Raw genomic sequence first — 21,282 nt, 5'->3', positions numbered from 1 at the left:
GCTTTGGCGGATGAATCTCATTTCTGCAGATAATATTTCAATCCGGTTTGGTGACCGTCTGTTGCTTGATAATGTTTCGTTCGGACTGGAACAGGGTAGGAAAGTAGCCCTTGTTGGAGTGAACGGTTGTGGAAAATCCACGTTACTGCGAATCCTGGCAGGAGAAGAGGCTCCCTCCAGCGGTGAGGTTGCCTATAAAAATGACCTGAACATGGCATATCTGCCTCAACAGCCTGACCTTGACCCGGATGCCACAATACTGGAGGCAGCCATGGACATGGATGATCCTGTAATGGAAGTTGTTAGTCAGTATGAACAGGCTGTTTATCGTTCAGCGTATGATCCCAAAGCTGTGGAAAGACTCACGGATCTCGCAAGTAAGATGGATTCCCTTAATGCTTGGAATTATGAGTCTAAAGTGAAAGAAATACTGGGAAGACTTGGGTTGCATGATCTGGAGCAAAAGGTGGGAGAACTATCGGGCGGACAGCAAAAACGTGTCGGACTTGCCCGTGCATTGCTTCAGCAACCGGAATTACTGTTGCTTGATGAGCCCACAAACCATTTGGATCTTGATATTATTGAATGGCTGGAGGAGTATCTGAGTGCAAATCAGATGTCCATTCTCATGGTGACGCACGACCGGTATTTTCTGGAAAGTGTTACGAATGAAATTGTAGAGATTGATCAGGCTAAATTGTTTCAATACAACGGCAACTACAGCTACTTCCTGGAGAAAAAGCAGGAGCGATATGAAAATGATCAGGCAAGATCGGAGAAAGCCCGAAACCTGATGCGAAAAGAACTGGAATGGATTCGCAGGCAGCCAAAGGCAAGGGGCACCAAGGCAAAATACCGTATAGAAGCGTTTGAAGAATTGAAGAAGGATGCTGCTCGTCCGGCGAGTGCAGGCACCGTCGAACTCGATGTGAGCGAGAAAAGGCTTGGGGGGAAGATCATCGAATTGCAGCATGTTTCCAAAAGTTATGGTGAAACGGTCATTCTCCGGCCCTTTAGTTATATATTTCGTAAGGGCGAAAAGATTGGTATCGTGGGCAAGAACGGATCCGGGAAAACCACATTTCTTGAAATACTTTCAGGCAGACTTGAACCTGATTCAGGTGTTATTGATCAGGGTGTCAATACCCATATTGGATATTTCAGGCAGGAAGAACCCAATTTCAAACCGGGAGAACGTGTGATCGATATAGTACGGGCAGAAGCGGAAGTAATGAAACTTTCTGATGGCAATGAGATTTCCGCTTCCCAAATGCTGCAACGCTTTAATTTCAGTCCGTCCCAGCAGTACGATATCGTGGATAAACTCAGTGGTGGTGAAAAAAGACGACTGCAGCTGTTACTGGTACTCTTGCTAAATCCGAATTTCTTAATTCTGGATGAACCAACAAATGATCTTGACCTGATTACACTTCAGGTGTTGGAGGATTTTTTACAGGGATACAAGGGATGTCTGATTGTCGTGAGTCATGACCGTTATTTTATGAACCGCATGGTGGATCACTTGTTCATCTTCGAAAAGGGGAAGGATGTGGAGGATTTCAACGGGACCTATCTTCAATATCGTGATCAGCAGGATCTTCAAAAATTCGCCGAACAGGAATCCAGAAAACCTGAGCTACAGAAATCAAAAGAAAAAGCAAGGGGATCATCAGAGAAGCTTAGTTTCAAGGAAAAGCGTGAAATGGAACAACTTGAGGCGGACATGGAGATACTGAATAGCAGAAAGGCAGAACTAATAGAATCCCTGAATTCAGGAGACCTGAATCATGAGCAGTTGCGTGAGGTTGCGGAAGAAATAGAAAAAAACCAGGAAGAACTTGATTCCAAGGAGTTACGATGGCTGGAACTATCTGAAAAAGAAGGTTAATCAGGCCATATTATTTCAATAGCATCGGTTTCCGTAGCAAATGTGGTATGCGTGATACTTTTGCCGGGTCGTAATATTTTCCATTCACGTTGTTTCCGGGTAAGTGCTTCCTGGGAACTTACTTCCCAGGCATTGATTTTGTGAAAAAGGACCGGGTTGATTGCATCAGAAGTCAGTGTGATTTCATCCGACTCTGCCATCACTACCTCACTTCGATCTCCCAGAATCCATTCTCCACTGATCATATCCAGAACCCGTCTGCTATCCGGAACGCCGTATCCGATAAAATTATTGGGGAAATATCGAAGATTGGCAGAACGACGAATGATTTCAGAGATCTGGACATTGGTAAGCGTTGAGTCTGACTGGAGGATGCAGGCCGCCATTCCGGTGATAACGGGCGCTGAAAAGGAAGTGCCGGATGCCGAATAACAGGATACATCCGGTTTGATTACCGGTAGAGTATATTTTCCAATGGATGAATAATTCTGTCGTGTCCAATGCATCAAGTTTGTAGCTCCTATTGCCAGAACCCCAGGTGCATCGGCAGGAATATTTACCACAGAAAAAGATTCATTTCCACTGTTGCCGGCCGACATAATAATGAGAAGCCCTTTTTCATTTACGGCAATTTCAGCTGCTTTGGTAAGTGCCGACGACCGCCCGTCGGCATCTTCCTGCGCATAGTCTTCATCCGGGTTATCGTGACCATCGGCATACCCCAGTGATGAATTAATGATCCTTACCCCTTGTTTTTCCATCCACTCAACTGCTGCGATCCAGTAATCCTCCTCGCCCCGATATTCCCGGGGATCTTCATCTGTACGGGCTAAATAGTAACGGGCATCGTATGCGAGGCCGTTAATTTCATTTTTTTCCGGCTGATAACCACCGATCAATTGCCAAACCCGGGTGCCATGATAATCGTTGTTTTTCATCTGTGAAAAACCATCTGTAATATCGGTCTCTACAAAATTCCGGTAGCCAAGAAATCCTTTTTGATCAAAAATATACGACAAAGACTTAACCTTGTCAGACCGGTAAAAGCCTGCGTCAATTATTCCTATGCGCACCCCTTTTCCTGTCAGACCCGCCTCACGAAATGCCTCGGCATGGATCTGACTGAGTGCTGCATCCAATTCTTCCTGCGGTTGACCAGCTGAAGTGATGCGAAGGTTCAGGTTCAGGGGCCGAATGGAGTCAATTTCAGAATACTCCTGAAGTATTTCGACATCCGCGTGATCAATGACTGCCGAAGCAGCTTCCAACCAACTGGAATAGATGATGGGTGATATACCAAATGCCTCAAGCGAATTCAGATGCGAGGTTTTACAGAATTCCTCCGAACAATTTTTTAAATCGTGATTTTTGTGGTTAAGATATATCCAATACTTTTGTTGACCATCTGCCAGAAACGACCAGCAGAGCATAAGCATCAATAACCAATATTTATTAGCTTTCCACATAGCATTGAAAATCTCTTGAAATTATGAAATATACCCCCCTTCCCCAAAGTGAATACAATACGAACCGAAAAAGATTTACAAGTCTGCTAAAACCAGGTTCGGTCGCGGTATTCAACTCAAATGATATCATGCCCACGAATGCCGACGGGACGATGCCGTTCCGCCAAAATAATGATATTCTGTACTTATCTGGCATCGACCAGGAAGAAAGCATTCTGGTTCTCTTTCCAGATTTTCCGGATCCGCGGTGGCGGGAGATTCTCTTTCTGAAAAAAACAAATGAGCACATCGCCATTTGGGAAGGCCATAAGTTCACGAAGGAAGAAGCAAGGGAACTGTCGGGAGTGGAGACGATTCTGTGGCTGGAAGATTTCAAGAGTACGTTCAATACGCTGATGGCCGAGGCAGAATTTGTCTATCTCAATACCAACGAACACATACGTGCAGTGGTAGAAGTAGAAACAAGGGATGCACGATTTTCCGAATATTGCCGTCAGCATTACCCGCTGCACAAATATGAGCGGTCGGCACCCCTGATGCATGAGCTGCGCGCTGTGAAATCCGAAGCCGAAATTCAGCAGATCAAAAAAGCCTGTGAAATCACCGAATCCGCTTTCCGCAGGGTCCTTTCAGTTGTGAAACCCGGAATCATGGAATACGAAATTGAGGCTGAATTTGCACACGAATTTCTTCGGAACCGAAGCCGTGGATTCGCTTACATACCTATTATTGCCGCAGGTGCCAATGCTAATGTCCTGCATTACATCGAGAATAGTGCGGAATGCAAGGATGGTGAAATCATCCTGATGGACGTTGGTGCTGAATACGGAAACTATAATGCCGATATGACCCGAACCATTCCGGTAAACGGTACTTTTTCCAAGCGTCAGAAGGATGTATACAATGCTGTGTTGCGCGTCATGCGCGAGGCAATGGACATGCTTCGTCCCGGTAATGTCATTCCCGAATATCATAAAGAAGTCGGTAAGGTCATGGAATCCGAATTACTCGGCCTTGGGCTGTTGGATAAAACGGATATAAAAAACCAGGATCCGCTATGGCCGGCATATAAGAAGTATTTTATGCATGGCACCTCGCATCACCTTGGCCTGGATGTGCATGATGTTGGCAATATCTATCAGGGAATGAAAACGGGTATGGTATTCACTGTTGAGCCCGGGATTTATATCAGGGAAGAGGGATTTGGAGTTCGCCTGGAAAATAATGTGGTTGTAGAAGAAAATGGTGTGCGCGACCTGATGGGCACTATTCCTATCGAAGCCGAAGAAATTGAATCACTTATGAATCACTGATTCTTCCCGTTGTAATTCTTCTGAAAGTCTTTTAAACCGGAGCAAGGCAATGGCGCCGGTGATCTTTGAAAAGGCAAATGCTGCCCTGGAACGCTGTGCGCGGATAAATTCCCGGATCACCTCTTTTTGTGACCGGACACGCCGGACGATCACAAAAATTAATATGGCGGAATAGAGCAGCGACAAGAGTATTACAAGTACCATATTTTCTATAACGGATATTTTAGTAATTTAGATATATTCCAATGAAGCAAAGTTACGATTCACAGCAGGCACCGGAACCGGTAGGAAGTTACCCGCATTCTCTAAAAGCAGGCCCCTTTTTGTTTTTGTCCGGGGTAGGTCCGAGAACAAGGAACAGCAGGGATATTCCCGGAGTGACCCTGGGGGATCGGGGGGAAATTTTATCCTATGACATTGAGGAACAATGCCATGCTGTTCTGAAAAACGTAAAACTTATTCTGGAAGCCTCCGGAGCAAGGTGGGAAGACCTGGTGGACATTACTGTTTTTCTAACCAATATGAAGGATGACTTTAAGGTATTCAATAAGATTTATGCCTCGTATTTCACCGACCACCGTCCTTGCCGAACAACGGTGGAGGTAAATGCCCTGCCAACGCCAATCGCTATTGAGCTGAAATGCATTGCTTACATTGGGGAGTGATACAGAACAATTAAACAAATGAGATTCAGCATCCTGTTCTTTCTTCTGCTATTTACCGTATTGCGGCTGGATGCGCAGGAAAACAGGATCATACTGTTAGGCAAAGGATTGGATAATGCCAACCCTGAAGTTTTGCGGAAGTTAACGGCAGACCTGGCTGATCATCCTGCCGCGTTGATCATCACAGGTGATTACCTGGAAAACAGACACCGCGTCGATCAGAATTTCCTCGTTAATTCAGAACTGGGTTCAAGGATCAGAGAATACACAGGCCCCGTTTATTTTATTCCCGGGGAAAATGAATACGGACCGTTTCAAATGAACTCCGTCAGCCACCTTGCCACACTGGCAGAGTCGGTTTCAGAAATCGACACCACATGGCACATTGTTCCTGAAAATGGATGCCCCGGACCGGTTAGTGTTGAGGTAAATGAAAGTTTCCTGCTTGTATTTATTAATACATCGCGATTTTTGCATTACGGAGATGTAATACCGTTTTCGGAGTGCGGTCAGTCGGATGAAGCCGCTGTTTTTGATGAGCTTGAAGAGATTCTGAAAGAAAATCTGCATAAACCGGTATTTGTTGTAGGGCATCATCCATTGCGCTCGCGGAGTTTTTATGCCGGTGTATTTCCATGGTATCAGCACCTGTTGCCGCCGGTTTTGGGAAGTATATATGCCGGATTCAGAAAATATATCGGTGGAGTTCAGGATATCAAAGGAGACCGTTACCAGGCATTGATCGCTCAGCTTGAGTCCTCGTTCGATGTTCATCAGGGTGTATATTACCTTTCGGGACATGAAGGCTATTTTCATTATGATATACTTGACAAATCACCTCTTCGCTCTCAGATAATAACGGGTTCCTTGGAAAATGGAACTTATGCGAAGCCGGTCAAAGCCCCCGAAATGCAAAACGGGGTTCAATTGAGTGATTTTACACGTATTTCATCCAATCCGGGATATGTACTCATCGATTTGCTGGCCCTTTCCGCATCTCTCTCCACTTATAAGGTGGCTGTGGCATACAGGGGTGTTGGTAAGGATGAAGTTTCGGTGAGTTTCTATAACGGCGAAATTCCCTACAATGTGGCATACAAAAGAGATACGAGTTTTTCCGGATCAAGCATCAACACCTCAGCCACCCAAAAACTTCTGAAGAACTCTAAAAAACCCGGACTATTAGGTAATAATTACCGGGACGAGTGGTCAGCCACTATTTCGGGGGTTCCTGTATTTGACATTGAAACAGAAAAAGGAGGGCTCTCCATTGAAAAAAAAGGTGGTGGGCAGCAAACCCGGTCATTACGACTTGAGGCGGAGAATGGCAGGCAGTACGTACTCAGATCCATTCAAAAATATCCTGAAAAAGCTGTTCCCCTGGCGTTGCGGGGAACCATTGCCGAAGATATAATCAGCGATCAGATTTCGGCTTCTCATCCATATGGGGCATTTGTGATTCCACAAATCGCTGAAGCAGCGGGTGTCTATCATACTAATCCACGGTTGGTATACCTGCCTGATGACCCGGCACTTGGAAAGTTCCGGGAAGACTTTGCCAATGGCCTGTACCTTTTTGAGGAACGCCCGGATGATGATCACTGGGAGGATGAAGATCACTTTGGCAATGCTCCGGATATCATCAGTACGGCGGATGTTGTGGAGAAATTGGGTAATGATGATGATCATTTTATCGATGAGAAGCAGGTGATCAGATCCCGGCTTTTTGACATTTGGATTGGGGACTGGGACCGGCACGATGATCAGTGGAGATGGGCCCGTTACAAAGACGATGAAGACTTCAAGACTTATGCACCCATTCCCAGAGATCGTGATCAGGCATTTTTTTGGTCAGACGGACGCTTGCTGCAGCTAAGTTCCCGCCGATGGGGACAGCCTAAATTCCAGGGTTTTCACGAGGTGATCAGGGATGTAGCAGGCCTGAACTATAATGCCAGATATTTCGATCGCACGTTCATTACACAGAGTGAGCTGGGAGACTGGGAATCGATCGCCCGTGACTTACAGGAAAGACTTACTGATTCGCTGATTGAAAACTCGGTGGCAGCATTCCCGCCAGAAATCTTTGACCTTCACGGCAATGATATCATCCGGAAACTTAAGCGCCGTCGGGATGATCTCCTGAATTACGCACGGGAATACTATGAATTTCTTTCAAAGACAGTAACCATAACCGGTAGTGATGAAGCAGAACGATTTACGGTCGATTACTTCAGCGATTCACTGGTAGTCAGGAAATACCGGGTAAAGGAAAAGAGCGGCGAGATCAAATACCTGGCGTATGAACGTTCATTTGACCCTTCAGTGACAAAGGAGATACGCCTCTTCGGTTTGGAAGGTGATGATCGCTTTCTGCTGCAAGGCGACGCTAAAAAGGCCCCAAGAATAAGGATTATCGGTGGTAAAGGTCAGGATAGTATCCTGGATGAAAGCTCTGTAAAAAGCCGTCTGCGAAACACCATTTTCTACGATAAGCCCGATGCCTTTTTGTATTCATCGGGTGAAGTGAGGGACAGAAGGTCAGGGCGCGCACAGGTAAATCAATATGACCGGTATGAGTTTAAATACGACAAGGCAATGCCGCTTATTACGGGGGGATTCAATCCGGATGATGGGTTATTCCTTGGTGGAGGTGTGTTAATTCAAAAGCACGGATTCAGAAAAGAACCGTATGCTGCTCAGCATAAATTTCTTGTTTCGTTTGCCCCCAGGTCAGCATCTTACAGCCTGTCCTATAACGGGGATTTTATTGATGTGATCCGGCGGACCGACCTTGAACTCACCGCCAGAATTGATGAACCAAGTTTTGGTGATTTCTTTTATGGGTTTGGGAATAAAACCAATTTCAATGACTCATTATTTGAAGCGGGCAGACAGTTTTACCGTGTGCGTTATTCACAATGGCTGCTTCAGCCTCTATTTCGGGTCAATGCCCGAAATGGTAAACATATCTTCAGGGCCGGACCGTATTACAGGGCGGTGAAGATACGCAGGGATGAAAATACCCAGATCACAGACCGGTTTATCATCGCATATTCTGAGTTTGTGGGACGTGGTGAGGAATCTGAATTTCCGCTGCTTGATACCCGCCGGCATTATGCGGGCGCAAGGATCGGTTATGACCTGGATCTGAGAGATTCCGAAATATTTCCGCGTCTCGGAGTTTTCTGGAAGAATGAACTAACTGTTGCCTATCAGTTGAATGATGAAAAATTCAGTCATCAGAGGTTTGGATCCGATCTGTCATTCTATTTTACGGTGGGCGGTGGTTTACGAGTAACCTTTGCCGGACGAATCGGCGGCCAGGTAAACAGGGGGGAATTTGAATTTTACCAGGCAGCACGTCTTGGCGGGTTGTCGAACCTGCGCGGGTATCGAAAATTACGTTTTGCGGGAGATGAGGCTTTTTACACCAACCTCGAATTACGTGTACAGGTGTTGGAGGTCAAATCAATTCTTTTCCCTGCACTGGTCGGATTTCATGTGTACCGTGATCAGGGACGGGTGTGGAGTGACAACCCCGACCAACCTGTTCAGAACCCTGATAAAGCTACCTGGCACCGGGGAATCGGTGGTGGTTTATGGATAGCGCCAATGGGATCAATCGTAATCAGCACAGACTACGCCCGTTCCAATGATAATGAAGATGCCTTTTATATTCGCCTGGGGTTTTTCTTCTGACGCGATCAGACTGCGAAGCTTTCGCCACAGCCGCAGGTGCGCGAAGCATTTGGGTTAATGAACTGAAAGCCCTTCCCGTTCAAACCGTCTGAAAAATCAAGGGTGGTGCCGAGCAGATACAGAAGACTCTTCTTGTCAACCAGAATTTTCACATCCTTGTCTTCAAAAACTTCATCACCATCATTGAGGGCATTGTCGAATTCCAGGTCATACATTAATCCTGAACATCCTCCGCCCTTTACAGAGACACGGATATTATAGGTTTCGTCCTTACCCTCTTCCTTTCGGAGTTCGATGATCTGTTCTTTCGCTTTGTCTGTTATCGTTACCATATATCTTGCAAACTTACGCTACAGGATTTAAAACAACACTAAAAACGGTAATCTGGTTCATGTCCCTACCGTAGTATAACTTATCCAGTGCATTGTACACACTGCTGGCCCGGAAATAGGAAGTATGAAGTTCCTTCTCGCCGTTCGCTATCCACTGAATTGTGTAGGAACTTTCCTTTTCACGGTAACTGCGGACGTATTCTGTCATTTTTTTCAGGGCATCGACTTTATCGTAGCCCGTCACCGAGTGGAATAAAAAACTTTGGCTGTGCCTGGGATTGATCGTGATCAGGTCAAGCTTTACTTTTCCGTCTACGCTTGAATACTCAAACATGAGGTCATTGCTGCTCAGGCCCAGGTGATTTTTAATCTCCTTTTGAATTCGGGCCACTTCAACATGTACATCCTGTGATGTTTCCATGGTTTTAATTTCGTCCGCTAATGTTACTCTTGAAAACTTTCCTTCCTGTTGAAAAGTTTCAGAACTTTACACAAAGTTATAAATTCCACCTCACAACCCTAAAATACAGAGTAAAATGAAGAAGGTAGAACATATTGGCATCGCAGTAAAAAACCTGTCCGCGTCAAATGAATTGTTTACAAAGCTGTTTGGAGCTGTCCCTTACAAGGAGGAAGAGGTGCAGTCTGAACATGTGATTACTTCCTTTTTCCAGCTGGGGGATACAAAAATTGAGCTTCTTGAAGCGGGAACGCCAGATTCGGCCATCGCAAAGTTCATTGAAAAGCGCGGGGAGGGGATCCATCATATTGCCTTTGAGGTAGAGGATATCTATGCAGAGATGGAACGTATGAAACAAGAGGGGTTTATCCTATTGAATGATACTCCAAAGGAAGGAGCAGACAATAAGCTCATCTGTTTCCTGCATCCGAAAAGCACCAATGGCGTGCTGATCGAGCTTTGTCAGGAAATTAATTCCACTTTTTGAAGTCGGTAACCTTGTTTCGGTCGTACTGAATATCATTATAATATTTCAGCTTTTTCTTGCCCTGTGCTGTTTTGTATTGGGGTTTCGGTCCACATGAAACAGCAATCAGACCAACCAGGAAAACACTCATCACGGTGATTACAATTCTTTTCATGATTTCTTTTTTTAATACGATGTTGTATCATCCGAAACCGAGATTTGTAACCTGTCATGTAAGGAAAACAGTCAATACGTCTATCTTTGCCATCCGTATTCTTTAAATAATCCATCATGGCAGAAAAAAGAACAGAAATTAGTGAACTGGGTGAATTTGGGCTCATTGAGCATTTGACCTCCTCATTTCAGACTCTCCAGCCATCTACAGTACTTGGGGTCGGGGACGATGCGGCAATTGTAAAACAGACAGATAACCAGGTTATTACGTCGGATATGCTCATAGAAGGAGTACATTTCGATTTGTCCTACATGCCGCTCAAACATCTGGGGTTCAAAGCCATTGCGGTAAATATTTCCGATATCGCTGCCATGAATGCGATTCCTTCCCAGGTTGTTGTGAATATCGGACTTAGCAACCGTTTCTCAGTGGAGGCGGTGACCGAACTTTATGAAGGGATCCGGCTGGCTTGCGATGCCTACCAGGTGGATTTAATCGGTGGGGATACAAATGCATCAAGAAGCGGTTTGATCATCAGTGTTACAGCTATTGGTTTCGCCACCGAATCTGAAATTGTGAAACGCTCAGGGGCGGGCGAGAGTGATATTCTCTGTGTTACCGGTGACCTGGGTGCGTCCTATCTCGGGCTGCAGGTTTTGGAACGTGAAAAGCAGGTATACATGAGTAATCCGGATATGCAGCCAAAACTTGAAGGTTACGATTATCTCATGCAGCGCCAATTGAGGCCTGAAGCACGGATGGATATCATCCATGAATTAAGGGGGCTTCAAATCGTTCCGACTTCCATGATCGACATTTCAGACGGACTGGCTTCGGAGGTGTTCCATTTGGGGTCCCAATCAGGGGTGGGATTCAGGGTTTATGAGGATAAGTTGCCCATCGATAAGGTCACCTACGACACTGCGTATGAGTTCAAAATCGATGCCACTACCTGTGCCCTGAATGGTGGCGAAGACTATGAATTGCTTTTTACTATTTCACAGTCTGACTTCGAAAAGATCAAGGATCATGCAGACATCCATTTAATCGGGCACGCACAGAAGGCAAGTGCCGGATTTGAACTGGCCACAAAAGGCGGAAACCTCGTTCCCATCCAGGCACAGGGCTGGAATCACATGAAAAAGGATAATTAATCTTCCGGGTAGGGAATGTAAACGAAACGTGTGAAATCGGCATCTACCACAAAAAGGCAGCAGAATTCATCAGGATCCTTGTAGGAGCCAATAAATTCTTCCCGCTTGTCTTCGGCAATAATTTCACGCTGAACAAATTCATCCAGGAAGGAGGCATTGATGTACCAGTTGATCGCCACATCCTCCTTACCGATCAGCAACTGACCAATCGGCAGCTGAACCTTGGAAATGGGGAAAATGGGATGCTCCGAAAAGCCTCGTTTGCGGATGGCATAACTTGCCTCCCTTAATGTCTCAGCTACCGTGGCAAAATCTTTGGTGATGGAGCCGAGGTATTTGCCGTCTAATTCAGGGTCGTTCATGAATGCTTTTTCTGCAAAAATAATGAGAGTCCGCGTCAATTGCAGATTTTACTTATTTTAGTGCCAACCTAATCAAAGCAATTCATGAATAAACTCTCCATCGTTACACTTCTTTTACTATCCGTCTGCATCTGTAAGGCGCAGACCGTTGATATGGATTCCTACCTTCAACGAACCACCGCAGACCGTGAATCCCTATTCTCAAATTACCCGGTACGAAATATTGGTCCGACTGTACAGGGAGGCAGGGTTACCGATATTGTAGTGCCTGAAGGGCAGATAACCACTTACTATGTAGCCTACGCGAGCGGAGGAATATTTAAAACAACGGATAACGGGATCACATTCAAGCCGATTTTTGATGACCAGGATGCCCTTGGCATCGGTGATCTGGCGTTGGCTCCTTCAAACCCTGATATCATTTATGCAGGTACCGGAGAAAAAAACAGCAGCCGTTCAAGCTATGCAGGAACAGGCATTTATAAATCAACCGATGGCGGTGTCTCCTGGAAACACCTGGGTCTTGAACAAACCCATCACATCGGACGGGTGATTGTCCATCCCTCCAATCCGGATATTGTCTGGGTAGCGGCCCTGGGAGCGTTGTATTCCAATAACGCAGACCGCGGTGTATATCTCACCGAAGACGGAGGTAATACCTGGAATAAGACCCTGTTTGTCAACGACAGCACCGGGATCGTAGACCTGGTGATCAATCCGGCCAACCCGGATGAATTGCTGGCCGCTGCCTGGGAGCGCACGCGCAAAGCATCTGATTTCAAGGGAGACGGTCCGGGATCAGGTATTTACCGATCAACAGATGGTGGAAAATCATGGACGTTATCGAAAGATGGGTTTCCCACAGGTGATGGAATTGGGCGGATCGGTCTTGCGGTGAGTGCCTCGAATCCTTCACGCTATTATGCCCTCCTGGATAATCAGAATACAAAGGAAGGAGCGGATCAGGAGGAATCGGAAGAAGGATTGACTTTTTCCGACTTCACGAGTATGTCGGTGGAGGATGCTTTGAAAATTGATGATAAGGAACTTGCTAAGTTTCTGAAAGACAATAACTTCCCTGAGAAATATTCAGCGGAAAGTGTTAAAAGGGATCTGAAAGAAGGAAAATATACTCCGGTTGATATCGGCAACTATTACGGTGATGCGAATAACGCATTGTTTAATACCGATGTGATTGGGGCGGAAATTTACCGATCAGATGATCATGGGATGTCGTGGCAGAAAGTTAACAGCTATGAGCTCGATGGAGTTTATTTCACATATGGCTACTATTTCGGAGAAATCAGGGTAGCGCCGGATAACCCCGACCTTGTTTACGTATTCGGGGTACCCCTGCTCAAATCAACGGATGGGGGTGTGAAATATAATCGAATTGATACGTTGGGTGATGTGCATGTAGATCATCAGACACTTTGGATCAATCCTGAAAACAGCCGCCACCTTCGGCTCGGAAATGATGGAGGATTATATGAAAGCTTTGACGAAGGTGCCAACTGGAGACATATTAATAACATGTCGGTCGGGCAGTTTTACACGGTTAATGTTGATTATGAGAAACCATATAATGTTTATGGAGGCCTTCAGGATAATGGTACTTTAATGGGCCCATCAACCAGCGTACCGAACCGAACTCCATTCTGGACGGCCATTTACGGGGGGGATGGAATGTTTGTTGCCCCGGATCCCCGAAATTCATCCATTGTATATGTTGGATTTCAATTCGGGAATTATGCCCGGATTAACCGGGAAACCGGGGAGTCGCTGCGACTGCGCCCGCGTCATGATATAGGCGAGGATGTACCCCGTTTTAACTGGCGAACACCGGTGAAATTAAGTGAACACAACGCGGATGTGGTATACATGGCCTCACAGCGGCTTTACCGGAGTATGAATCAGGGAGAAAACTGGAGCCCTATAAGCCCTGATCTGACGAAGAATCTGCCGCAAGGAAATGTTCCTTTCTCTACGATTACCACGTTTTCTGAGTCACCTCTGCAATTTGGCTTTATCTATGCCGGAACAGATGATGGTAATGTTTGGGTTACAAGGTCTGCTGGCGGTGACTGGGAGAAAATCTCCAGTGGACTCCCGCAAGGTAAATGGGTAGCGAGTGTTGTCGCTTCCCCCCATGAGCTTTCTACCGTTTTTGTAACACTCAATGGTTACCGCGAGGATGATTTCAATACCTACGTGTATATGAGTGAGGATGCGGGTAAGACATGGATAAACATTGGCAAAAACCTCCCTGAAATGGTGGTTAATGACCTTATTCAGGATCCCGTGAAACCTGAAATACTGTATCTCGGTGGAGACCTCGGGATGTTCGTCAGCATGGATTCCGGTAATTCGTGGGAGTATGTAAGCCGGATTCCCAATGTGGCTGTTTACGATCTTATTGTGCATCCCCGGGATCTTGAACTTGTTGTTGCCACACACGGCCGGAGTATGTACGTCATGGATGTGAAAATGCTTCATCAGATAGCAGGAAAGACAGACGAACTGCACATTGCTGGCAGCGACCAGATCAGATATTCTCCGAGATGGGGCGAACGCCGTTTTGAGTACGTAGAGCCTTATGAACCCGAATTGAAGTGGCGGATATATACGGCTCAGGCAGGTCCCGCCACTGTAACCATTGCCGATAGCGAAGGGCAAGTGCTGCGTAACCTGGAAATGGATTTGAATCGTGGATTTAACCAATTCACCTGGGATCTGAAGGTGCTGGAATCCAACGGTAAGAAGGGCAAAAAGGAAGAAGCGAAGGAAAAGTACATTGGAAAAGGAAGCTACAAGGTAACAGTTAATCAGGCAGGGAAAAGCGTGGCAACGACCTTTGAGGTTAAGTAAAATACGGGTTTTTTGTCGATGCGAAACGAATCATATCGGGGAAGAACTTATTAAAAATAGAATTGAAAAATGTATAGTCTGCCGCCAGATCATTGGCGGCATTTTCCATGCCCGACCGGAAGCTGGTTCGCCTGGAAAGACCTGTAAGTGCTCTGTCGATTCCCTCCACAGATCCATAGGATACAAGCCAGTTGCCATTTTTCATATAAGGCAGCATATTTCTGGCCTGCTGTGGCAGATATGCATTGTTTTGGTCCATCAGTGCATACATATTACGGGCAAACACTTCCAGCGGATCGTCGTGATAGGATTCCCACTGTTTTGCCAGAAAGTGATCGCAAAAAAGGTCCATGATGACACCGGAATAGTGCCTGTATGGGTCCCAGAGCCGTTTTCTGCCTTCCCTTATTTCGGGATGACTGTCGGTAAAAGCATCAATTTCACGGTGCAACAGGACGCCGTTTTGAATTTCTTTCGGGTATTTATTATACTGATTTCCCTTTACAAAATCACCAATGAAATTTCCAACAGCAATGGGTTCAGACTGTCCTGAAAGATATAAATGCGCAAGAAAATTCATGATTAAATCTAGGGCTAATATTGTTATTTCGGGTAATATGTCCTAAAAATGAATATATTTATCAACTTATACCGAGAAAGCTCTGAAAATTCAGAATGTCAGAAAACCCACATATTCAAATTTTAATGCAGCTGGCGCGAATCGACGGGGATACAAGTGAAACAGAACTGAAGCTCATCCAGGAGATCGGGGCGTCAAAATTTGTTTCCAGGAAGGACATGGATATGATATTTCAGAGTACTTCAAATAAATCCACCATTCCTTCCCTTGAGGCCATGACCGAGGATGAAAAGATAGATCTCATCACCAACCTGGTGATGGTGATGCGGGCAGATGGCCGTATCGAATTGCGGGAAATGACCTTTTGCTTTGATGTGGTTAATAAAATTGGATTCCCCGAAACGAGATTTTTCAATCTGGTTGTCGGTGTTTTCGACCAGGGTGATCTGATGGAACGTGAAGTAATCCGAAAGTATGTGGAAACTGGATTTCGATTTGCATGACATTTACCTGGGATGCCTACGGAGAAGCACTGCTGGACTATCTGAATGAACGTTATGTTCCCCCTTTATTGCTAAATACGAGTTATGGTGTTCAGGAAGATATGCCCGCCGAGGTATTCTTCAGAACGGAAGATGATTTTTCAGATCTTGAAAATTTTGCGCTTACACTGGTGCAAGGGAGGGTCCTGGATGTTGGAGCTGGTGCAGGTGCATTCTCACTTGCGCTCCAGGAACGCGGGGTAGAGGTTACCGCACTCGAGATTTCTGAACAAGCATGTGAAGTTATGAAAAGCCGCGGGGTGATGGATATAAGAAACCTTCCGCTTGACCAATTTTCCGGAGAGACCTTTGATACGCTTTTATTTATGATGAACGGGCTGGGGTTATTTGGTACGCTCGACGGACTACAGCAGGGGCTCAACAATCTCAAATCACTTTTAAAGCCAGGAGGTATCGTGATTGCAGATTCATCCGACATCCGGTACCTGTATGAATCGGCATTGCCTGAAAATGTATATTTTGGAGAAATAAACTACCAGTATATTTATCACCGAAGGCCCGGGGAATGGTTTAAGTGGATTTATGTGGATCAGAAGACCCTGCGGTATGCAGCCTCGAAGGCAGGGTTTCACTGTCAGGTGGTTTACGAAGGTGAAAATGATCATTACCTGGTTATGATGAAATTGAAATAATATGAAATACATGAAGTTCTTCACGCTCGTTCTTTTTATTCTTTTTGGCTATGTCGCCGAAGCGCAACGAACCTTATTGCATTGCGGAACCCTGATCGACGGGCTTTCCGACCGGGCAATGAAAGAAATGACCATCGTCGTGGAAGGCAACCGGATTATTGGCGTTGAAAAGGGATTTTCAGCACCTGGCAAGGATGATAAGGTAATTGATCTTACCAGACATTCTGTAATGCCCGGGTTGATGGATATGCACGTTCACCTGGAAGGAGAGACCAGCCCGGACAGTTACCTGAAGCGTTTTCAGCAGGATCCGGCGGACATCGCTTATGATGCTGCAGTGCACGCAAAAACAACCTTAATGGCAGGATTTACAACGGTCAGGGATCTTGGCGGAACCGGTGTGAATACGGCGCTTCGTGACGCAGTCAATGCCGGGAAGGTTCCGGGACCTCGGATCTTCTCAGCCGGCAAATCCATTGCCACAACAGGCGGCCATGCGGATCCAACCAATGGCTACCGGTCGGATCTTGTGGGTGACCCCGGACCGAAGGAAGGTGTGATCAACGGGCCTTATGATGCACGCAAGGCTGTTCGACAGCGATACAAGGATGGTTCAAACGTAATAAAAATTACGTCAACCGGCGGTGTGTTAAGCCTGGCCAAGGATGGTTCCGGTCCGCAATTTCAAATGGATGAGCTAGAAGCGATCATTGAGACAGCCAGGGAATACGGGATGACTACCGCTGCACATGCGCATGGCGATGAGGGAATGAGACGCGCTGTGGAGGCGGGAATTACATCCATCGAACATGGAACGTTTATGTCGACCGCAACCATGGATCTCATGAAAGAAAAGGGCACGTATTATGTGCCGACAATTTCGGCAGGAATGTTTGTTGCGGAAAAGGCGAAAATTCCTGGATACTATCCTCCGATCATCGTTCCAAAAGCACTTGAAGTAGGGCCGCAGATCAGCAATACTTTTGCGCAGGCGTACAAGCGTGGGGTTAAGATCGCTTTCGGAACCGATGCGGCAGTATTTCCGCATGGCGAAAACGGAAAGGAATTCGGTTACATGGTGGATGCCGGGATGCCTCCGATGGAAACGATTAAATCAGCGACGATTGAGGCGGCCAAATTGCTTGAAATGGAAGAACAGCTGGGAACCATTGAATCGGGTAAATTAGCCGATATTGTGGCCACCATGGATAACCCGCTGGAAAATATCAGTACCATGGAAAATGTTGTCTTTGTGATGAAGGACGGCGTTGTTTATAAGGATTAATAATTTAGTTCGGTGACATCATGTCTTCCTGCTTGTATTTGAAACTCAGGTAGGACAGCACATTTCCGAATGCATCGATGCCATCATTGAGTTCTTCAGGTACTTCCCGACCGTTCATGCGGCACAGCAGCAGGCCATAAATGCCATTGAGGCACACCTGTATATCACTATTTATTTTTTTTCCTACTGCATTTGCTTCCATTAGTGACTGCCGGATATGGGGTCTGGCAGCATTATAGACCGCTGCGAATTCCTCATCAGTCGTCAGAAGGCGGTTTTTCAGATCAAGCAGACGATTTACATACTGCTGAACTTCAGCCAAATGGCCGCTTTCTTCAATTTGTTCGTTCTTCATTTGTTCCATGAGGGATTCGAACCAAACTTTAAGTAAGACTTTTTCTTCAGAGCTTACCGGGAAATGATGTATTACATATTGCTCGATATCCGCGATATTGAACTGGTAGACCCTGCAGAGATCCTCCATCTGATACATATAGATTATAAATTCGGAGACATTGTTTTTTAGCTTGCTGTCAGCGATTTTATTATTATCGGTAATCATGTTGCCGTACTATCGTTATGTATAAATAATTATCTACTTTTGCATGTTCAAAACGAAGATAGACCTTTAGGACCGGAGTTTAAAGTTACATGGAGAACATTCGAAATTTTTGCATCATAGCCCATATTGATCATGGGAAAAGTACCCTGGCCGACCGACTGTTGCAGGCGACCGATACTGTGAGTGCCAGGGATATGCAGGAACAGCTCCTTGATGATATGGATCTCGAGCGCGAGCGCGGGATCACCATTAAGAGTCATGCCATCCAGATGAATTACAAGCGGGATGGAAAAGAATATATTTTGAACCTGATTGATACTCCGGGTCACGTTGATTTTTCATATGAGGTTTCAAGGTCGATTGCAGCCTGTGAAGGAGCCTTGTTGATCGTGGATGCCGCACAGGGTATCGAAGCCCAGACTATTTCAAATTTATACCTGGCTCTTGAGCATGACCTTGAAATAATTCCGGTTTTGAACAAGATCGACCTTCCCAGTGCCATGCCGGAGGAAGTAACGGATGAAATTGTGAATCTGATCGGATGCAGTGCCGATGATGTGATCCGTGCAAGTGCAAAGGAAGGAATCGGGATTGATGACATTCTTTCGGCGATCATCGACCGTATACCTGCGCCTAAAGGAAATTCGGATGAGCCGCTTCAGGCCATGATTTTTGATTCCGTGTTTAACCCATACCGTGGTATTGAAGTTTATTTCAGGGTATTCAATGGTTCCATCAGTAAGGGAGATAAGGTTAAATTTGTCAATACAGGAAAGGTTTACGAGGCGGATGAGATCGGTGTATTGAAATTTAAGCAGGAGCCACGGCAAAAGATCAGCTCGGGAAATGTGGGATACCTCATTTCAGGTATCAAAGTGGCCAAGGAAGTAAAAGTTGGGGATACGATCACACATGTGGATCGCCCGTGTGCCGCGGCCGTACGTGGGTTTGAAAACGTGAAACCAATGGTATTCGCCGGGATCTATCCGGTTGATACGTCGGAATTTGAAGAACTTCGGAATTCCATGGAGAAGCTTCAGCTCAATGATGCGTCACTTGTTTGGGAGCCTGAAACCTCAGCAGCCCTGGGTTTTGGATTTAGATGTGGTTTCCTGGGAATGCTGCACATGGAGATCGTACAGGAGCGGCTTGAAAGGGAATTTGACATGACCGTGATAACCACGGTTCCTTCCGTTCAATTTCACGCAGTTCGTACCGATGGCAGTAAGATGATGATCAATGCACCGTCGGATATGCCTGAGCCCAATACCATATCCCATATCGAGGAACCTTTTATTCGCGCACAGATCATTACCAAGTCGGAGTTCATAGGGAATATCATGAACCTGTGTATCGACAAGCGCGGAATCATCAAAAACCAGGTCTATCTTACTGCAGATCGGGTTGAATTGTCCTTCGAATTGCCTCTTGCCGAAATTGTATTTGATTTCTTCGATAAGCTGAAAACATTGTCCCGCGGCTATGCTTCACTCGATTACGAGCTGATCGGTTTCAGACCGTCTACTATGGTTAAACTGGATATAATGCTCAACGGTGACAAGGTTGATGCGCTTTCAGCGATTGTCCATCGGGACAAAGCATATGAATGGGGGAAACGTTTGTGTGAGAAATTGAAGGAGCTGATTCCGAGACAAATGTTCGAAATAGCCATCCAGGCTGCGATCGGCACCAAGGTCATCGCCCGTGAAACAGTAAAGGCAATGCGGAAGAACGTACTTGCCAAATGCTACGGAGGTGATATTACCCGAAAGCGTAAGCTGTTGGAGAAGCAGAAAAAAGGTAAAAAACGGATGCGTCAGGTAGGGAATGTTGAAATTCCCCAGGAAGCTTTTATGGCGGTCCTTAAACTTGATTAATATGAGTAACAATATTCTGGATGGTAAGCGGATTGCCGGCGAAATTCATGAAGAAATTGCGCGGATAGTAGCGACGCGTAAAACTGAAGGAAAAAAAATTCCACACCTGGCAGCCGTACTGGTGGGTGATGATGGTGCCAGCCAGACGTATGTTAACGGAAAGATCAAGGCATGTAAAAAGGTTGGCTACGAATACACACTCCTCAACTTTCCGGCGTCCATTTCAGAAGAAAAGCTGCTTGCCCAGGTCGACCGGCTGAATGAGGATCCGGATATCGACGGTTTAATTGTTCAGTTGCCCCTTCCCGAACATATATCATCAACCAAGGTGACTGAGCATATCAGTCCGCAAAAAGACGTAGACGGGTTCACCAACCTCAATTACGGCCGGATCACTTCGAAACATCCGGGTCTCATGCCGGCCACTCCCTATGGGATTGTGGAGCTTTTGAAACGCTATGACGTCATGCTGAAGGGTGCGCATTGTGTTATGGTAGGCAATAGCCGGACGGTCGGTGCTCCCATGAGCGCCATCCTTTCGTACCAGGAAAATGCCACTGTTACCACTTGCCATATTTATACGAAGGATCTCGCATCATTTACGCGGCAGGCAGATGTACTGATAGTGGCCACTGGAAAACCGGGTTTAATTACCGGCGACATGGTAAAGGACGGAGTGATTGTGGTAGATGTTGGAATTACCAGGATTCCGACCGATGCCAACGAACGCGGTTATTACCTGAAGGGTGATGTTGAATTCGAAGAGGTATCAAAAAAAGCACGTCTGATAACGCCTGTGCCGGGCGGAGTTGGCCCGATGACCATTGCCTCATTGCTGCTGAATACGCTTAAGGCGACCCGGCTGAGGGCTGGAGAATAGTGCAATAATCAATAAAACCCTACAAATCCTTTCAGGATCAGATGAAATATCT

The 21,282-nt window shown here is 46.0% G+C and carries 20 protein-coding genes; 12 read left to right on the top strand and 8 right to left on the bottom strand.

Translation table 11 applies throughout. The features are described from left to right. Nucleotides 1-10 precede the first annotated feature (10 nt). The gene (locus LDX50_RS23845) at nt 11-1,888 is read left to right on the top strand and encodes an ABC-F family ATP-binding cassette domain-containing protein (RefSeq protein ID WP_225698791.1); all 1,878 of its coding nucleotides are present in this window, start codon (nt 11-13) and stop codon (nt 1,886-1,888) included. On the opposite strand, the gene LDX50_RS23840 is transcribed toward LDX50_RS23845, so the two are convergent. Continuing rightward, nucleotides 1,885-3,324 (bottom strand): S8 family serine peptidase, encoded by a 1,440-nt coding sequence (locus LDX50_RS23840; RefSeq protein ID WP_225698790.1) that lies wholly within the window; start codon nt 3,322-3,324, stop codon nt 1,885-1,887. The genes LDX50_RS23845 and LDX50_RS23840 overlap by 4 nt on opposite strands. A gap of 53 nt (nt 3,325-3,377) precedes the next feature. Between LDX50_RS23840 and LDX50_RS23835 the strand changes: the two genes are divergently transcribed. Then, a complete protein-coding gene (locus LDX50_RS23835; RefSeq protein WP_225698789.1) occupies nt 3,378-4,667 on the top strand; it encodes an aminopeptidase P family protein in 1,290 nt (429 codons plus the stop codon). On the opposite strand, the gene LDX50_RS23830 is transcribed toward LDX50_RS23835, so the two are convergent. After that, the gene (locus LDX50_RS23830) at nt 4,650-4,871 is read right to left on the bottom strand and encodes a hypothetical protein (RefSeq protein ID WP_225698788.1); all 222 of its coding nucleotides are present in this window, start codon (nt 4,869-4,871) and stop codon (nt 4,650-4,652) included. The two genes, LDX50_RS23835 and LDX50_RS23830, sit on opposite strands and share 18 nt — an antisense overlap. Before the next feature lie 41 nt (nt 4,872-4,912). Between LDX50_RS23830 and LDX50_RS23825 the strand changes: the two genes are divergently transcribed. Together LDX50_RS23825 and LDX50_RS23820 are read left to right on the top strand one after the other, a co-directional pair. Next, nucleotides 4,913-5,332, top strand: a complete 420-nt coding sequence (locus LDX50_RS23825; RefSeq protein WP_225698787.1) for a RidA family protein — start codon at nt 4,913-4,915, stop codon at nt 5,330-5,332. An 18-nt stretch (nt 5,333-5,350) separates the two neighbouring features. Beyond that, nucleotides 5,351-9,034, top strand: a complete 3,684-nt coding sequence (locus LDX50_RS23820; RefSeq protein ID WP_225698786.1) for a BamA/TamA family outer membrane protein — start codon at nt 5,351-5,353, stop codon at nt 9,032-9,034. 5 nt (nt 9,035-9,039) lie between these two features. Here LDX50_RS23820 and LDX50_RS23815 read toward each other — a convergent pair whose 3' ends face one another. Both LDX50_RS23815 and LDX50_RS23810 read right to left on the bottom strand, forming a co-directional pair. Then, the gene (locus LDX50_RS23815) at nt 9,040-9,366 is read right to left on the bottom strand and encodes a HesB/IscA family protein (protein WP_225698785.1); all 327 of its coding nucleotides are present in this window, start codon (nt 9,364-9,366) and stop codon (nt 9,040-9,042) included. A 13-nt stretch (nt 9,367-9,379) separates the two neighbouring features. After that, nucleotides 9,380-9,787, bottom strand: coding sequence for a hypothetical protein (locus LDX50_RS23810; RefSeq protein ID WP_225698784.1), 408 nt, complete (start codon nt 9,785-9,787; stop codon nt 9,380-9,382). 115 nt (nt 9,788-9,902) lie between these two features. On the opposite strand from LDX50_RS23810, the gene mce reads away from it, so the two are divergent. Next, on the top strand, nt 9,903-10,313 hold the full coding sequence (gene mce, locus LDX50_RS23805; RefSeq protein ID WP_225698783.1) for a methylmalonyl-CoA epimerase: 411 nt from the start codon (nt 9,903-9,905) through the stop codon (nt 10,311-10,313). Here mce and LDX50_RS23800 read toward each other — a convergent pair. Beyond that, nucleotides 10,297-10,467 (bottom strand): hypothetical protein, encoded by a 171-nt coding sequence (locus tag LDX50_RS23800; protein WP_225698782.1) that lies wholly within the window; start codon nt 10,465-10,467, stop codon nt 10,297-10,299. The genes mce and LDX50_RS23800 overlap by 17 nt on opposite strands. A 116-nt stretch (nt 10,468-10,583) precedes the next feature. Between LDX50_RS23800 and thiL the strand changes: the two genes are divergently transcribed. Continuing rightward, nucleotides 10,584-11,621: a thiamine-phosphate kinase gene (gene thiL / locus LDX50_RS23795; RefSeq protein WP_225698781.1), complete on the top strand. Its 1,038-nt coding sequence runs from the start codon at nt 10,584-10,586 to the stop codon at nt 11,619-11,621. Here the strand turns inward: thiL and LDX50_RS23790 are convergent. Further along, complete coding sequence (locus LDX50_RS23790) at nt 11,618-11,983, bottom strand: hypothetical protein (RefSeq protein WP_225698780.1); 366 nt, start codon at nt 11,981-11,983, stop codon at nt 11,618-11,620. The genes thiL and LDX50_RS23790 overlap by 4 nt on opposite strands. Nucleotides 11,984-12,067: 84 nt before the next feature. Here LDX50_RS23790 and LDX50_RS23785 point away from each other — a divergent pair, with 84 nt between their 5' ends. Beyond that, on the top strand, nt 12,068-14,851 hold the full coding sequence (locus LDX50_RS23785) for a VPS10 domain-containing protein (RefSeq protein WP_225698779.1): 2,784 nt from the start codon (nt 12,068-12,070) through the stop codon (nt 14,849-14,851). Here LDX50_RS23785 and LDX50_RS23780 read toward each other — a convergent pair. Then, nucleotides 14,844-15,431: an acyl carrier protein phosphodiesterase gene (locus LDX50_RS23780; RefSeq protein WP_225698778.1), complete on the bottom strand. Its 588-nt coding sequence runs from the start codon at nt 15,429-15,431 to the stop codon at nt 14,844-14,846. The genes LDX50_RS23785 and LDX50_RS23780 overlap by 8 nt on opposite strands. Nucleotides 15,432-15,556: 125 nt before the next feature. Between LDX50_RS23780 and LDX50_RS23775 the strand changes: the two genes are divergently transcribed. The 3 genes from LDX50_RS23775 to LDX50_RS23765 are packed head-to-tail and all read left to right on the top strand — an operon-like array spanning nt 15,557 to nt 17,911. After that, nucleotides 15,557-15,934 carry a hypothetical protein gene (locus LDX50_RS23775; protein ID WP_225698777.1) on the top strand — a complete coding sequence of 126 codons (378 nt, stop codon included), beginning with the start codon at nt 15,557-15,559 and terminating at the stop codon, nt 15,932-15,934. Next, complete coding sequence (locus LDX50_RS23770) at nt 15,931-16,626, top strand: methyltransferase domain-containing protein (RefSeq protein WP_225698776.1); 696 nt, start codon at nt 15,931-15,933, stop codon at nt 16,624-16,626. Before LDX50_RS23775 ends, LDX50_RS23770 begins: the two co-directional genes overlap by 4 nt. Nucleotide 16,627: 1 nt before the next feature. Continuing rightward, nucleotides 16,628-17,911, top strand: a complete 1,284-nt coding sequence (locus LDX50_RS23765; protein WP_420828566.1) for a metal-dependent hydrolase family protein — start codon at nt 16,628-16,630, stop codon at nt 17,909-17,911. 4 nt (nt 17,912-17,915) lie between these two features. Here the strand turns inward: LDX50_RS23765 and LDX50_RS23760 are convergent, their stop codons facing one another. Continuing rightward, nucleotides 17,916-18,473 (bottom strand): DUF4924 family protein, encoded by a 558-nt coding sequence (locus LDX50_RS23760; RefSeq protein ID WP_225698775.1) that lies wholly within the window; start codon nt 18,471-18,473, stop codon nt 17,916-17,918. Between the two features lie 89 nt (nt 18,474-18,562). On the opposite strand from LDX50_RS23760, the gene lepA reads away from it, so the two are divergent. Further along, nucleotides 18,563-20,350, top strand: coding sequence for a translation elongation factor 4 (gene lepA / locus LDX50_RS23755; RefSeq protein WP_225698774.1), 1,788 nt, complete (start codon nt 18,563-18,565; stop codon nt 20,348-20,350). A gap of 1 nt (nt 20,351) precedes the next feature. Then, complete coding sequence (locus LDX50_RS23750; RefSeq protein ID WP_225698773.1) at nt 20,352-21,230, top strand: bifunctional 5,10-methylenetetrahydrofolate dehydrogenase/5,10-methenyltetrahydrofolate cyclohydrolase; 879 nt, start codon at nt 20,352-20,354, stop codon at nt 21,228-21,230. Nucleotides 21,231-21,282: the final 52 nt, after the last annotated feature.

It is taken from the genome of Fulvivirga sedimenti, from assembly GCF_020328055.1.
The sequence above is the reverse complement of the archived record's forward strand: the minus strand, read 5'-3'. Positions and strand labels throughout refer to the sequence as shown.